The following is a 15,473-nucleotide window of genomic DNA, read 5'->3' on the forward strand; positions in this document are numbered from 1 at the left end:
GTAAGGTTTGTTCATTTTTTGGAAATAAGGGTTATTGTTTGGTCTAATTGATTAAAAGTTAAATTCTTAGAAAAGCAAATGCTTTTTATGACGGTGAGGTAATCTGTTTTTTCAAAACGGCCGGTATAATTCCAAAGAGTATCATCGGTTTTATTCAGCAAAGTGATGCCGTATACATTTAAAAACGTACTTTGGATGTCTTTAAATGATGCGTTATGAAAAGCAATCACCGCATTTTTCCATTCTAAAATGTCGTTTTTATCGAAGCGGGTCTTCTCTATTCGTTTTGATTTTGATGAAAATACGGCCATTTCGTTTGGTTTTAGCAGCATTTTTTGATTCTGGTTAGATGCCGAAAACTCGACGTTTCCTTCAAGCAAGGCAACCTTTATTTTATCCATGTCCTGATATGCAGAAACGTTAAATTTTGTGCCCAAAACCCTTGTTTTAGTTCCATTTGCTTGTACGGTGAATGGACGCGATTTATCTTTCGCGACTTCAAAAAACGCTTCGCCACTTAATTTAACATCTCGTTTTTGTGCGCTAAATTTTTTTGGATACGTTAAAGTACTGTTTGCATTCAGGGTTATTTTTGAACCGTCTGATAACCAAATAATCGAAATTTTTTGATGTCCGTTGTAGCGTGTTACATAAGATTGAACGGTGCTTGGATTTTTGCTTTGTTTGTAGATAAATATGCTCCCTATACTTATTATAAAGAATATAGATAAAATCAATGCAAATCTTTTGCCGTTGAATTTTTGCGGAGATATTTTCGTTTCTTCAATGGTCGCGGCGCTAACCGAAAGGAAATCTTCGAAACGATTTTTTTCTATATTAAATTCATCTGTAGGCAAGCGAAGCGTTAATGCGTCAATCAATCTTTCTGCATTTAATACTTCATCTAGCTTTTCCGGATTTCTGCTAATCCAGTCTTCCCAGAAATGAATGGCCGATTCGTCTGTTCTGAGATAATAGGCAATGAAGGATTCATCGGAAGCAAAATCTTCCGCTTGATACAAACTAAAGTTCATTCAAAAATGGTTAATAGGTAAATAATGTTTTTCTGGCTTTCTTTATAGAGTAAAACCGTTTACATTTTTACCAGACATTTCTGGATTTTTTTTGAAAAAAGATTATTTCAGTTCTGCGCGTAAACTGCTAATGGCGGAATAAACGTGGTTGTAAACCGTGCGCGGCTTGATTTCGAGTTGAAGTGCTATGGCATCGTAGCTTAAACCTTCAAAAAATTTTAACGACATAATTTCACGCTGCATCGGCGTAAGTTTATTTAATGCGTCCCAAATGCGGATTTTGTCTTCCTGCAGTTGCTGAGACTCAATCAAAAGTTGTTCATAAGAATATTCTTTGAGTTGAAATACTTCTTCATGTTCATCAATTGCATCAATATTTTGATCGAGTTTAATTTCCCGTAAAACGCGGTTGCGCACACAGGTTTTTAAGTAGGCTTTAATGTGTTCAACCTGACTTAGATTTTCGCGGTTTTGCCATACCTCACAGAAGATTTCATGCAGACAATCTTTAACCTTGTCGGGGTCTGGAAGGATGCGTAAAGCAGCAACGTACAAATCCTGATAAGAATCCTGATAAAGGACTTTCATGGCATTTGCATCGCCATTTCGGATCTGTTCCCAAATTTCTGCTTTCATTTCTGGCGCAAAGATAAGCGCTTTTTGTTCTTATTTAGAATTTTTCTTAATAGTCTGCTTGTTTTTATGCAAAAACCTGAATATGAGACTTGTATCTGTGTGTCTTTTCAAGGGTTTTATTGTTCGGAAGATTTCGCCTTCTCATAAATCGGGAAAGAGGAAACTAAAAAGGCCGATAAATAATGTATCGGCCTTTGTAAGTTTATGTTTTGGTAAGTTGTTATCTTTTAAGTAGATATTCTTTAAAACCGGCAAAATCTGTATGCAATTGATCGGCTTGCTTTGGTTGGTTTTCCAAAGCCGTTACTTGTTCTGGGATTTCTATTTTAGCCGCAATATCTGCCGGGAAAATATCCGGAAATTTGCAGGCATGTGCAGTAGAAAGAAATACGGCTGCGCTATCGTCTAGCGGGTTTTCTTCGCGGTATTTTTCTACGGCTAAATAAGCAATTGCGGTATGCGGACAAGCAACGTAATTAAATTTCTGATCAATTTTTTTAATTGCGTCAAGGGTTTCTTCATCATTAAAGCGGTATGCAGTGACGATTTTTTTCAGGTCAGCTACTTCTTGCCCAAATAAATCCATAATTCTAACCCAGTTGCTTGGTGCGCCAACGTCCATTGCATTTGCATAGGTTTGTACCGATGGTTTGGTATCGTAAACACCAGTTTCCAGAAAACGCGGAACGGTATCATTTACATTGGTTGCGGCAATAAACTGTTGTACGGGTAAGCCGAGTTTATACGCAAGCAAACCTGCACCAATATTTCCGAAATTTCCACTTGGAACAGAAAATACAATTTTGTCTAAACCTCTTCTTTTCAATTGCGCATAAGTGTGGAAATAATAAAACGTTTGCGGAATCAATCTGGAGATATTGATGGAATTTGCCGAAGTAAGTCTGAATTTCTCATTTAATTCTGCATCGGCAAACGCTTGTTTCACCAATGCCTGGCAATCGTCAAAAGTTCCGTTTACTTCAATTGCGCGTATGTTTTGTCCGTTTGTTGTAAGTTGCAATTCCTGAATTGGGCTTACTTTTCCTTCGGGATACAGAATGGTTACGCGAGTGTTTGGCACACCGAGAAAACCCAAAGCAACCGCGCCGCCGGTATCGCCAGAAGTGGCTACCAAAACATCAAGTAATTGTTCGCCATCTTTAAGAAAATAAGCCATTATCCGGCTCATAAAACGTGCGCCAAAATCTTTGAAAGCCAGTGATGGCCCGTGGAATAATTCCAGTACAAATGTTTTCTGATCTAAAGCCACGGCGGGCGCATCAAAGTTGATGGCGTCATCAATCAATGCCTTTAAATCATCAGCGGGAATTTCTTCTTTCAAAAGTGTTGAGGCAATTTCAAAAGCAATTTCTGGTAGCGTGTATTTCTCAATATTTTGGATAAATTCCGGATTTAATTGCGGCACATCTACCGGCATATATAAGCCTTTGTCCTGCGGCATACTGTTAAATACGGCTTCCTGAAAAGAAACGCGTAAATCTTTATTGTTGGTTGAATATAGTTTCATTTGGAGGGTTTAAAGGTGGAAAGTAGGAGTTAGAAGGTTGAGGCCGTCTAACCTTCTAACTTCCGGCTTATTATATTTCTCTCGGCCCTTCGGCATTTACAGAAGAAACAAAAGCTTTGCTGTTAATATTAAGTTTATTGAGGTATTGCTGTTGTGCTTTGGTAATTTTTTTCGCGGTGTCTTCATCTTTTGTAAGGGAAAAAACAGAAGGGCCGGATCCAGAAATCCCGAATCCGATTGCTCCGTTTTCCATGGCTAAACTGCGCAGATCTTCAAAACCCGGAATCAGTATAGAGCGTGTGGGTTCTACCAAAACATCTTTCATACTTCTGCCAATCAGTTCAAAATCGTTCATGAAAAGACCGCTTACCAAGCCGGCAACATTTCCCCATTGGGTAACCGCATCTTTAAGAAATACTTTGTTTCTGATCATTTGACGGGCATCTTTTGTGGGTACATCAACTTCAGGATATACAATTGCCGCGAACATACCATCTGGTGTTGGTAATGAAATTACATCTAGCGGATCATAACTGCGAATCAATACAAAACCACCCATAATTGCCGGCGCTACATTATCTGCGTGGCCATAACCGCAGGCTAGTTCTTCACCCTTCATGGCGAATGGAACCAACTCTTTTGCGGTAAGTAAATTGCCCATTAATTTGTTTATGGCGTATAAACCGGCAACCGTGCTTGCCGAGCTAGAACCCAATCCGCTGCCAATGGGCATTTTTTTGTGCAGTTCAATTTCTACACCAATATCCAATCTGTCTATGTGTTTTAAATAATGTTGTACGCTTGCGCTAACGGTGTTTTTTTCTGCAGTCAATGGTAAGCGGCCCTCATCGCCAGTTATTCTTTTTATTGTTACACCAGGTGTGTTGGTTAAACGCATTTCAACTTCATCGCCGGGTTCATTTACGGCGAAGCCCAGAACATCAAATCCGCAAACAACATTTGCTACGGTGGCAGGGGCAAAAACTTTTATATAGTCTTTCATTTTTTGGCTTATCGCTATTCTATTTTTCTAATTGGTTTTTAGCTCAATGTGCCTACATTAATAATATCTGCAAATACGCCGGCTGCGGTTACTTCTGCACCTGCGCCTGGTCCTTTTACTACAAGTGGGCGGTTTTTATAACGATCTGTAGTAAAAGAAATAATATTATCGCTTCCAGAAAGCATGTAAAACGGGTGGCTGTCATCTACCATTTGCAGGCTGATTTCTACATTTCCATTTTCCAGTTTACCAATATAACGCAGTACTTTTTTCTCACTTGCAGCTTGGTTTTTCAAGTCTTCAAAATATTGAGCATTGGCTTTCAGTTCTGCATAAAAATCATCAACGGTTGCCGCTTTTAAACAAGCTTCTGGTAAAATGTTGTCAATCTTTACGTTTTCAGCTTCTAAAGGATAGCCGGCGTCGCGTGCCAAAATCAACATCTTGCGCATAAAATCTTTTCCGTTTAAATCGTCACGTGGATCAGGTTCTGTATAACCAAGTTCCTGAGCTTCTTTAACGGTTTCATAAAAACCAGCGTTGTCTTTAAAATTGTTGAAGATGTAAGAAATTGTACCAGACAAGATGGCTTCAATGCTGGCAACTTTATCTCCGCTCATCATCAGTTCTTTTAATGTACGGATGATTGGTAAACCGGCCCCAACATTGGTTTCGTAATAAAAATCTACACCAAATTTCCGGGCAGTATCTTTAAAAGATCTGTATTGTGCGTAATCTGCAGAATTTCCTTTTTTGTTACAGGTTACAATAGAAATGCTGTTTTCAAAAATACCCTGATAAAAAGAGATTGGTGCTTCGCTCGCCGTATTGTCTACAAAAACCGCGTTTGGTAAATTCAAGGCTTTCATTTTTTCTACAAATACAGAAAGATTGGCGCTTTCACCATCGCTATTTAGTTCATTTTCCCAGTTTTCTAATGATAAACCATCGGCATTCAGGATCATTTTGCGTGTATTGCAAATGCCGGTAACTTTTACCTGTAAATCATTATTTTCTGCCAAAAAAGGCATTTGTTCTTTTAGTTGATTGAATAACGTTTTGCCGATATTTCCGGTGCCTAAACAAAAGATATTCAGTGTTCTCTTCAAGTCTGTAAAGAATGCATCATGTACAGCGTTCACAGCTTTCGATAAATCGTCTTTGCTGATAATTACCGAGATATTATATTCTGATGAGCCTTGTGCAATTGCACGTACATTGATACCGTTACGGCCAAGTGCATTAAATAATCTGCCACTCATGCCGGGTGTATGTTTCATGTTTTCGCCAACAATAGCCAAAACCGAAAGGTTGTTTTCTACTTCTGGCAATGCAAGTTTGTTGGCATCTAACTCCAGTTCAAATTCTTTTTTGATAAGGGCAATCGCTTGGCTGGCATCAGTTGGTTTAACAGCAAAAGTAATGCTGTGTTCTGATGACGATTGCGTAATCAAAACAACGTTTATTTGTTCGCGTGAAAGAAGTGAAAACAGTCGGCCGCTAAAACCGGCTTTGCCTACCATTCCGCTTCCGGAAAGGTTTATAATGCTGATGTGGTCTATAGAAGAAATTCCTTTGATCGGCATTTGAGACGATTTTACATCGCTTTTAATATACGTTCCGGCGAAATCTGGTTCAAAAGTATTTTTGATAACGATTGGAATTTTCTTCATAAACGCCGGAATCATTGTTGGCGGATAAATTACTTTAGCTCCAAAATAACTCAGTTCCATTGCTTCGGTATAACTCAGTTCAGATAGAGAAAAAGCTTTTTTCACAATGCGCGGATCTGCTGTCATCATTCCGTTTACATCTGTCCAGATTTGGATTTCACTGGCCTGTAATGCTGCGCCCCAAACGGCTGCAGTATAATCTGAACCGCCTCTGCCCAAAGTGGTTACACGGCCGGCGGCATTGCTGGCAATGAAGCCAGTGACAAAAAGTACTTTGCCTTTGTTGGATTGATAGAAATCTTTAATCAGGATGTCCGTTAGTTCTGTATCTACTTTTGCCTGGCCAAAATTGCTGTCGGTTTTAATCAGTTCTGCGCCGTTTACAAAAACTGCTTCAGAAAATTGTTGTGCAGCAATATGGGCAATCATAAAAGTGGAACAACGCTCGCCATAGCTTATAATCTGATCTTTGGTTTGTAAGCTCAGTTCGCGCAGGTTTGCCACAGCTTGTAAAAGATCCTCCAGCTCATTGAAGAAAATTTTTAATCGGGTAAATACCGGATTTTGTGCGGCCGCTGGTAATAGCGAGCGGATTACCGCAAAATGTTTGTCTTCAATGTCTTTTAAGTGCGTTTCATACGCTTCTCCACGTTCTGCTTTTTCAGCAGCATCGGTAAGTAAGTTGGTTACTCCGCTCATAGCCGATAATACAACTACCGGATTTTCTTGTTGTTTTTCTTCGCCTACAAGGCGCAAAAGTGTTTTAATGTTCTCGGCCGAACCTACGGATGTGCCACCGAATTTGAGTACTTTCATAGTTTTTTGGGTTTAAAAAAAAACGCCCCGATTTTCATCGGGGCGTTTTCTGTTGTTTTATCATTTTTCAATTCACAGCAATTAGCCCCTCTGGTTTCTACCGGTGGTAATAATAATTGATGTAATAATTGAAGTATTAAAATTCATGTCGTTTGGTGTACTTTGTACACCGTAAATATAGAAGTTAATTTTTCTAAAATGCAAATGCTTTCTAAATTTTATTTGAAATTTTTTAATAAAACGATTAAGCGTATGCTAAAACCGCATTTTTCTGTTTTAATTAGGTAACAGACATACGACCACAAAACGTGCAGAATAAACCTGATGTCCGCGAGCACGTTAGTGTAATGGAGTAAAGCAGACAGCAGGAAGGCTTTTCCCAAATGAATTACAGGCATTGCTTTTCAAATCATTTTGAGCCTTGTGCGGTTTAAGGCCAACATCTTATATCCTTTTTATACCTTTGTTGCAAATATGCAAGGCTTAGTTATAAAATCTACCGGAAGTTGGTATAGCGTTTTGGCTGATGATGGCGAACGTTACGATTGCCGGATTGTAGGAAAATTCAGAATTAAAGGCATTAAAACCACCAATCCTATTGCGGTTGGCGATCGGGTAAATTTTGACTTGGAGCCAGGCAGTTCTCAGGGGATTATTCATGAGTTGCTGCCGCGGAAAAACTATATTATCCGTAAATCTATTAACCTGAGTAAACAGGCTCAAATTCTGGCCGCCAATCTAGATCAGGCCATTCTGGTGGTTACACTTGCATCGCCCAGAACATCACTTGGCTTTATCGATCGTTTTCTGGTTACTGCAGAAGCCTATGATGTGCCTGCGGTTTTGGTTTTTAATAAGTTGGATTTGTTTAGTACGCAGGGACTGGAGATTTTACAGGAGTTTAAAGATATTTATGAAAATATCGGTTACCCTTGTTATGCAGTCTCTGCATTAAAAGGGATTAATATTCCATTAATTCAGGAACTGATTACCGATAAGATTACGCTTATTTCTGGGCATTCTGGCGTTGGAAAATCCAGCTTAATTAATACACTTTTACCGGGAAGGGAATTGCGAACCGGAGAGGTTTCAGATTGGAGCGATAAAGGCCAGCATACTACAACCTTTGCAGAAATGTTCGAATTGCCACAAGGTGGATTTATTGTAGACAGCCCTGGCATTCGAGAACTTGGTATTATTGATATTGAAAAAGAAGAGCTTGGGCATTTCTTTCCAGAAATTTTCAAGAAATCTCATGATTGCCGGTTTAACAATTGCCGCCATGTAAATGAACCAGGTTGTGCGGTTATGGAAGCCGTAGAAGCCGATGAAATTGCCATTTCGAGATACGAAAGTTACCTGAGTATTTACCACGGGCACGATACGCGGCATTAATTTTTCCGGCTCCATTAACTGGGTTGGAAAATCATATTGTAATTGATAAATAGTATTATCTGTTTTGGGCAATTTGCCTGAAACTATAGAAAGGAGAAGTTCCCTTTAAGGGGATTTGATTGTTATGAAATTCAAACTTGGAGATTTTGTACGTTTTGTAGATGAAAAACGTGAAGGATATGTAACCAAAATAATTGATGCGCAGACATTAGGCGTAACAGATGAAGATGGCTTTGAAATTCCGGTTGCGATAACTAATCTGACTTCTGTGTTTGGACATGGCCCGGATAATGCACAAAAAGCAGAAGACGCTCCGGCTAAAGTGTATGTTCCTGTTTTAAGCCAGGTAGAAAATGGTATTTATGTTGCAGTGGCTGCAGATGGAAAAGCCGGAAATGTGGTTCATTTTCACCTGCAAAACCATACCAATAGCACTATTTTGGTTGCGATAACCACAGAAAGAAAAGAGAAATATAGCGGTGTTTTTAACGGCATACTTGTGGCACATAGCTCAGAATCGGTGTATTCTGCTTCGCTTGCAGATTTGGACGTTTGGCCAAATTTTACTTTTCAAATCCTGGTGTTTAACAAAGCTGATATTAAGCCCATTAATCCATTGGTCATTCAGAAGAAATTTAGAGCGAAAGATTTTAGTATCGAACAAAAAGAATTGCCGCAATTGAAAAATAAAGGCTGGTTAATTCGTTTGGATGAATTGGCAGAAGTTAAAATCGATGCACAGAAGTTGAAAGAAAGTTTTTTTAAATCTGCGGAAGAAAAAAAGACCGTTCCCGCACCAGCAAAGGAAATTGATTTACATATTGAAAAATTGAGAGACGATCATCATTTTCTTCAGCCAGATGAAATGTTGAACATTCAAATTGCTGCCTTTAACCACGCAATGGATGGCGCAATTGTTCACCACTTTGAAAAAATGACGTTTATTCATGGTTCCGGAAACGGCACTTTAAGAAATAAAATACATAAGTTGATTAGCCAGAATCCGCATGTTAAAACCTATATGGATGCACAAAAAGAAAAATTTGGTTATGGCGCCACAGAGGTTATTTTTAAAACTTCTTAAATCAGAAAAAGCCGGTACTATTGATCAATGTGCCGGCTTTTTTCAAACAATAGAATTGCTTACTAATCAGGAATGTTAGGGGTGCTCAATTACAACAACAATAGCGTTATTGCTTAAAGCTTCCAGTTCGGCTTGATTGATTTCCCAAAGCGCCAATCCGTCTCTGGCATGTAGCAGTCTTCCTTCAATTTCAAATGCGCCATCTATTACAAAAGCGAAAATGCGGTTCGTATTGTCTTTTACAGAATAATTGACTTCAGTACGGCCGGAAAATCTTCCTGTGCTCAAGAAAAATGGAAGTTTATAACTGGCAATAACATTGATCAATGTGTTGGGCTTTTCGTCAAAATTGAAGTTAAATGGTTCTTTCTGTTTAAAGAAAAAAGCTTCGGTTTTTAATCCAATTTGTAAGTAGTTCACGGTGTCTTTTGGGTAAGGATTGCTGATTTCCAAAACTTCCCCTTTCTCTACCATAAATACCTGAACCTGTCCGGTTTCTACCGCATATTCTTCTTCTTTAACCAGAATATCCAAACCGCCTGTAATCGGGAAGAAAATCTGGATGGAGTTTTCCTTCGCCAGAAAAAAGTTCAGTTTTCCACCAGCAATAAATTCATCGTTAAAAAGGAAAAGCGCAGATGAAGGTTCGCGGTGTTCATTTTGGTAACGTTCAAAATTAAAAATACAATGTTTTTGAACAGATGCGTTTTCAATAATACCGCGCTGATCGGCGAGGTAAATTTGTCCGGGATTGAGTTCCATGTTTAATCGATATGCTTTAGAGAATGAATGCTTAAATAAGGTTGTAGTTGAAACAGGTTTGTAAAAAAATCTGTTTCGGATTCTCCCTTTTCTTGTGATACAAGTAAATAATTATCAACGGTATCGTGCCAAATGAATGGTTTAGAAAAAAAGTTGATGGCTATCTTATGTTTTTGGATATCGCGCAGATCTGAATTGATGATTTCGAACCTGAAATTTTCGAATGAGATAAAGCGCCGACCAAGATTGTCGAGTACATCTGGAACAATTCCTTTTAATTGCTGCATGTATCCGGTTATTGCCGCACTAACCAAAAAGTGTAGTTTGTCGGCACCCGGAACGTGTATCAATAAGTCTGAAAACGAGTTGTATTTTTGTTCTGGATTAAATAATTGTGCCTGCATTCTAAATTCAGAAAAGCTATCTTCATGCACATATTGATCCCAAAGGGATGTATGATTTATGTCGATTATCTTCCGGTAACATAAAATGATAACTTTTTTTGCCATAATAAAAGAGATAAAAAAAGACGTTAACCTGCGTTAACGTCTGATAAAAGTAAGATAAACAACAAGGATATTTTTAAGCTTTCACATTTAATTTAAAGGTAAGTTGAAAACCGGCAGTAAGTGAACCGGTTACTGTTGCAATTTCAACACCTGTGGTATCGTCACTAAAAATATTATCGGCATTATTATACGTGTAGCCAGTCATTCCTTTAGCATAACCATTTACTAGAGCCAATGAAGTGCCACTGCCTTCCGGAAATGCAATTTGCGTTACATTAAGCGAAGTTCCGGAAGAGTTGTATACATGCACATGTATGTGTGTTGCCCGCCCACTGTACCAACCCGGAAAAATTGAAGTGAAGCTCACCAACCCATTACTGTCTGTGGTTTGGCGGCCGCGTAGAAAATGTACCGATTGATAGTTGGTACTTTGCATACCCGAACCACCGTATTCAGAATAATTTCCTTCGGCATCACAATGCCAAATATCTACAATAGCACCAGAAAGGGCAGCACAACTGTTGTTGATGTTCCCGATTGTAATTTTAATAGATAATGCATAGCCGCTGCGGCCGTCTGTAATGTCGCTTCTTACGTAAGAAGCCGGAGATTTTGTTGGAAAAGGCCCTTCCGTTTCTGTAGGTGCAACCGTGCAAGTTCCATTTGTGCTTGTTGTTGTTCCTGCCGTTCCGGAACCTGAGGATTCGCTTGCATCTTCAATACTACTTTTTTTGCAGGCATCAATAAGTACCGGTGTTGATACCGCGCCAATCATAAGGCTGCGGATGAAGTTTTTTCTTTCCATGGCAATAGGGGGTGTTTTGTTTCGTAAAATGAAAGTAGATATCGCACTTTAAAGTAACGGTAATGTGACGATGCAGCGCCGTATTGTATCGTTAAATGCCCGGAAGTCTCCAATCAATTGCACAATCAGACATTAAATCATCTTTATCTTATTAATATCTATTCAATTATGAAATATATCCTTAATTTTAGCCCATCATACTGCCAAAGTGACCTGGCCAAATCAATGGCTTGGTTGTTGTAACAAGCAGTTTTTTTTATAACAAATACGATTTAAAATATAATGTTAGGATTTTTAGCGAAGGTTTTCGGAAGTAAATCAGAAAGAGATATTAAAGCCATTCAGCCCCTGGTTGGCAAAATAAATGAGCATTACGCAAAGCTCTCTACACTTAGTAATGATGAATTACGTGGAAAAACAATTGAATTTAAAGGGCGGATTTCTGCTTTTCTAAGTGATATTGACGGTAAAATTACCGCTTTAAAATCTGATGCCGAAGCAGAAGATTTAGATCTTCACCAAAAAACGGCACTTTACGATCAGGTAGATGCTTTAGGTAAAGAACGCGATGCGGAACTTGAAAAGGTTTTGTTAGAATTGCTTCCTGAAGCTTTTGCTGTAGTCAAAGAAACTTCGCGCAGATTAAGCGAAAACGAATTTCTTGAAGTAACCGCAACACAATTTGACCGCGATTATGCAGCCAGACGTAACAATGTGAAAATTGTAGGCGATAAAGCACAATGGGCAAATACTTGGGACGCCGCAGGTACGCAAGTACTGTGGAACATGGTACATTATGATGTACAGTTAATTGGTGGTATTGTTCTGCACAGCGGTAAAATTGCCGAGATGGCTACGGGTGAGGGTAAAACTCTTGTAAGTACTTTGCCTGCATATTTGAACGCTTTAGCCGGACAAGGCGTGCACATCGTTACCGTGAATGATTACCTTGCGCGAAGGGATAGTGAGTGGAACGGTCCGTTATTTGAATTTCATGGTTTATCTGTAGATTGTATTGATAAGCACGAACCGAATTCTGAAGAGAGAAGAAAAGCTTATGCTGCAGATATAACGTACGGTACCAATAATGAATTTGGTTTCGATTACCTGCGTGACAATATGTCGCAAACGCCAGATCAGTTGGTGCAGCGTAAACAACATTTTGCGATGGTAGATGAGGTCGATTCTGTTTTGATTGATGATGCCCGTACTCCATTAATTATTTCTGGTCCTATTCCACACGGCGATCAACACGAGTTTTATGAGCTGAAACCACGTATCGAGCGTTTGGTAAATGCACAAAAAGCTTACGTAACTCAAGCATTGAATGATGCAAAAAAACTCATCAATGCAGGTAACAACGGAACTGAAGAAGGCGAAGGTGGATTGGCTTTATTACGCGCATACCGCGGTTTGCCAAAAAACAAAGCGTTAATTAAATTCTTGAGTGAGCAAGGCGTTCGCCAATTGTTATTAAAGGTTGAAAACCATTACATGGCCGATCAATCTAAAAACATGCCTAAGGTAGATGCCGAACTTTATTTCTATATAGACGAAAAAAATAATCAGGTTGAACTAACTGAAAAGGGTATCGAATTGATTACCCAATCGGGAGAAGATCCACAATTTTTCGTATTGCCGGATGTAGGTACTGAAATTGCTGAATTGGAGAAAGCAGATCTTCCAATGGAAGAAAAAGTTGGAACCAAAGATGCATTAATGAGAGATTATTCTGTAAAAGCAGAACGTATCCACTCTGTTAATCAATTGCTAAAAGCCTATACTTTATTCGAAATTGATGTTGAATACATTATTGACGAAGGCAAAATTAAAATTGTTGATGAGCAAACTGGTCGTATTATGGATGGCCGTCGTTACTCAGACGGTTTACACCAGGCAATTGAGGCTAAAGAAAATGTTAAAGTAGAAGATGCTACCCAAACTTATGCAACGGTAACGCTGCAAAACTATTTCCGTATGTACCACAAACTTTGCGGTATGACGGGTACAGCGACTACAGAAGCCGGAGAATTCTGGTCTATTTATAAGTTAGACGTTGTAGAAATTCCAACCAATAGAATAATTTCAAGAAAAGACGAACAAGATTACGTGTATCGTACCGTTCGCGAAAAATATAATGCCGTTGCAGATGAAATTGTAAAATTAACCCAAGCTGGGCGCCCAGTTTTGGTGGGAACAACTTCTGTAGAAATTTCTGAATTGTTAAGCCGTATGCTGAAACTTCGCGGAATTAAACACAACGTGTTAAATGCGAAGATGCACCAGAAAGAGGCAGATATTGTTGCCGAAGCTGGTCAGGCCGGAACAGTAACTATTGCAACAAATATGGCAGGTCGTGGTACCGATATCAAATTGGGTGCCGGCGTAAAAGATGCAGGCGGTTTGGCTATTGTGGGTACAGAACGTCATGAATCTCGTCGTGTCGATCGCCAGTTACGCGGTCGTGCAGGTCGTCAGGGCGATCCGGGTTCTTCTCAGTTTTTCGTCTCACTTGAAGATAACCTAATGCGTTTATTCGGTTCTGAGCGTATTGCAAGCATTATGGTTCGTATGGGAATCGAAGATGGCGAAGTCATTCAGCACTCTATGATTACCAAATCTATTGAACGTGCACAGAAAAAAGTTGAAGAAAATAACTTCGGTATTCGTAAACGTTTATTGGAATACGATGATGTAATGAACTCTCAACGTACTGTTATTTATGCGAAACGTAAAAATGCCTTGTTTGGTGAGCGTTTAGATGTAGACATGAACAATATGGTTTTTGATGTTGCTGAAGATATCGTTACAGAATATAAAGAAGAAGCAAATTACGAAGGTTTCAAACTGGAAGTAATCAAAAACTTTTCTGTAGATACAGCAATAACCGAGAAAGATTTTTCTTCTACAAACATCACTCAGTTAACAGAGCGTTTGTTTGAAGAGGCAGAAGCTTTTTACAACCGTAAATCTGAAGCTATCATTGCACAATCTTTACCTGTATTAACCCAGGTATACGATGAAAGAGGTCAACACATCGAACAGATTGTTGTTCCTTTTACAGACGGTATTCGCGGTATACAAGTTGCGGTAGACCTTAAAAAGGCAATCGATAATAAAGGCAGAGAAGTGGTTCGCGCTTTCGAGAAAACCATTGTTTTAGCTTTAATTGACGAAAGCTGGAAAGAGCATTTACGCGAAATGGACGAGTTAAAACAGTCTGTTCAGAATGCGGTTTATGAGCAAAAAGATCCATTGGTAATTTATAAAATGGAAGCTTTCAATTTGTTTAAAAACATGTTGAATGCAGTAAATAAAGAAGTTGTAAGTTTCTTATATAAAGGTGGAATTCCGGTTCAGCAAGATCCTGAACAAGTAAGGGAAGCTCCGGCGCCGGTTAAACAACCAAAATTGCAAACTACAAAACAGGAATTTGGCCGCGAAGAACCAGGAATTGAATTTGGTGATACAAGAGAAGCACTTCCTCAGCAACCTGTTCGCAAAGAAGCAACAATAGGCCGCAATGAGCCTTGTCCGTGCGGTAGTGGCAAAAAATATAAAAACTGCCACGGCGCGAGTTAATAAGATTATATTAGTTACTATAATATCGAAGCCCTGGCAATTGCCAGGGCTTTTTTGTATAGAGAAATTTGATCCGTTTGATTATACACATTTTCCTTGTAATTTAGTGTTTTTGATATATGGAAACATTGTTGATTAAAATTCCAGATGATAAAAGTTTAATAGTAAAACAGGTTCTAAAAGAATTTGGTATTACTAGTATTAATCAGGAATTAAAAAGCAATATTTTAAATCTATCACCCGAACAGAAAGTAGAAATCACTTCATCCCAAGAACAAATTAATAATGGTTTGTTTATGGAGCAGGCAATGCTCGATGATGAAATTGATTTATGGCTAAGAAAATAATTTAGTCTCATAAAGCTAAAATTAGGCTTTACTTAATTCTTGAGTTTTATGCGAACAGAAATGGAAGCAAAAAATATTCGGCAAAATTGTATAAACTTTTTCAGAAAGAATTAAAAACTTCTTAAGAAGTTTCCAGAAATAGGAACAAAAACTTCAATGGAAAAGATAAGAGGCTTAATTGTATTAGATTACATCATTTTCTATGAGTCTGATGATATTCACCTCGTTGTGCACACAATTTGGCCGACAAATCTAAATCCGGATAAATTACCGATTGAGATTAAGAATGATTGACATTT

Annotated in this window: 13 protein-coding genes; 5 read left to right on the forward strand and 8 right to left on the reverse strand. The window is 38.6% G+C overall.

Annotated elements, in window-relative coordinates; translation table 11 throughout:
* Nucleotides 1-11: 11 nt before the first annotated feature.
* The 5 genes from ACJVDH_RS01500 to thrA form a co-directional block, all read right to left on the reverse strand.
* Nucleotides 12-1,034 (reverse strand): FecR family protein, encoded by a 1,023-nt coding sequence (locus tag ACJVDH_RS01500; RefSeq protein ID WP_443945807.1) that lies wholly within the window; start codon nucleotides 1,032-1,034, stop codon nucleotides 12-14.
* A 102-nt stretch (nucleotides 1,035-1,136) separates the two neighbouring features.
* Entirely contained in the window at nucleotides 1,137-1,670 is a 534-nt protein-coding gene (locus tag ACJVDH_RS01505; protein WP_443945808.1) for an RNA polymerase sigma factor, read from the reverse strand.
* A gap of 220 nt (nucleotides 1,671-1,890) precedes the next feature.
* Entirely contained in the window at nucleotides 1,891-3,198 is a 1,308-nt protein-coding gene (thrC, locus tag ACJVDH_RS01510; RefSeq protein WP_443945809.1) for a threonine synthase, read from the reverse strand.
* Nucleotides 3,199-3,268: 70 nt separating this feature from the next.
* On the reverse strand, nucleotides 3,269-4,201 hold the full coding sequence (locus ACJVDH_RS01515) for a homoserine kinase (RefSeq protein ID WP_443945810.1): 933 nt from the start codon (nucleotides 4,199-4,201) through the stop codon (nucleotides 3,269-3,271).
* Nucleotides 4,202-4,239: 38 nt separating this feature from the next.
* Entirely contained in the window at nucleotides 4,240-6,690 is a 2,451-nt protein-coding gene (thrA, locus tag ACJVDH_RS01520; protein ID WP_443945811.1) for a bifunctional aspartate kinase/homoserine dehydrogenase I, read from the reverse strand.
* A 474-nt stretch (nucleotides 6,691-7,164) separates the two neighbouring features.
* Between thrA and rsgA the strand changes: the two genes are divergently transcribed.
* Nucleotides 7,165-8,085 (forward strand): ribosome small subunit-dependent GTPase A, encoded by a 921-nt coding sequence (gene rsgA, locus ACJVDH_RS01525; RefSeq protein ID WP_443945812.1) that lies wholly within the window; start codon nucleotides 7,165-7,167, stop codon nucleotides 8,083-8,085.
* A 124-nt stretch (nucleotides 8,086-8,209) separates the two neighbouring features.
* Nucleotides 8,210-9,169, forward strand: coding sequence for a Smr/MutS family protein (locus ACJVDH_RS01530; RefSeq protein ID WP_443945813.1), 960 nt, complete (start codon nucleotides 8,210-8,212; stop codon nucleotides 9,167-9,169).
* Between the two features lie 75 nt (nucleotides 9,170-9,244).
* Here the strand turns inward: ACJVDH_RS01530 and ACJVDH_RS01535 are convergent, their stop codons facing one another.
* From ACJVDH_RS01535 to ACJVDH_RS01545, 3 genes are all read right to left on the reverse strand, one after another.
* Nucleotides 9,245-9,931 (reverse strand): pirin family protein, encoded by a 687-nt coding sequence (locus ACJVDH_RS01535; protein WP_443945814.1) that lies wholly within the window; start codon nucleotides 9,929-9,931, stop codon nucleotides 9,245-9,247.
* Nucleotides 9,932-9,933: 2 nt separating this feature from the next.
* A complete protein-coding gene (locus tag ACJVDH_RS01540; protein WP_443945815.1) occupies nucleotides 9,934-10,440 on the reverse strand; it encodes a hypothetical protein in 507 nt (168 codons plus the stop codon).
* 73 nt (nucleotides 10,441-10,513) lie between these two features.
* The gene (locus tag ACJVDH_RS01545; RefSeq protein ID WP_443945816.1) at nucleotides 10,514-11,245 is read right to left on the reverse strand and encodes a dioxygenase family protein; all 732 of its coding nucleotides are present in this window, start codon (nucleotides 11,243-11,245) and stop codon (nucleotides 10,514-10,516) included.
* Between the two features lie 282 nt (nucleotides 11,246-11,527).
* Here ACJVDH_RS01545 and secA point away from each other — a divergent pair, with 282 nt between their 5' ends.
* The 3 genes from secA (at nucleotide 11,528) to ACJVDH_RS01560 (ending at nucleotide 15,468) form a co-directional block, all read left to right on the forward strand.
* Nucleotides 11,528-14,827 carry a preprotein translocase subunit SecA gene (secA, locus tag ACJVDH_RS01550; RefSeq protein ID WP_443945817.1) on the forward strand — a complete coding sequence of 1,100 codons (3,300 nt, stop codon included), beginning with the start codon at nucleotides 11,528-11,530 and terminating at the stop codon, nucleotides 14,825-14,827.
* Between the two features lie 119 nt (nucleotides 14,828-14,946).
* Nucleotides 14,947-15,174 carry a hypothetical protein gene (locus ACJVDH_RS01555; protein WP_443945818.1) on the forward strand — a complete coding sequence of 76 codons (228 nt, stop codon included), beginning with the start codon at nucleotides 14,947-14,949 and terminating at the stop codon, nucleotides 15,172-15,174.
* Nucleotides 15,175-15,330: 156 nt separating this feature from the next.
* A complete protein-coding gene (locus tag ACJVDH_RS01560; protein WP_443945819.1) occupies nucleotides 15,331-15,468 on the forward strand; it encodes a hypothetical protein in 138 nt (45 codons plus the stop codon).
* The last annotated feature ends 5 nt before the right edge of the window (nucleotides 15,469-15,473 follow it).

It is taken from the genome of Pedobacter terrestris (assembly GCF_052343045.1).
Lineage (GTDB): Bacteria > Bacteroidota > Bacteroidia > Sphingobacteriales > Sphingobacteriaceae > Pedobacter.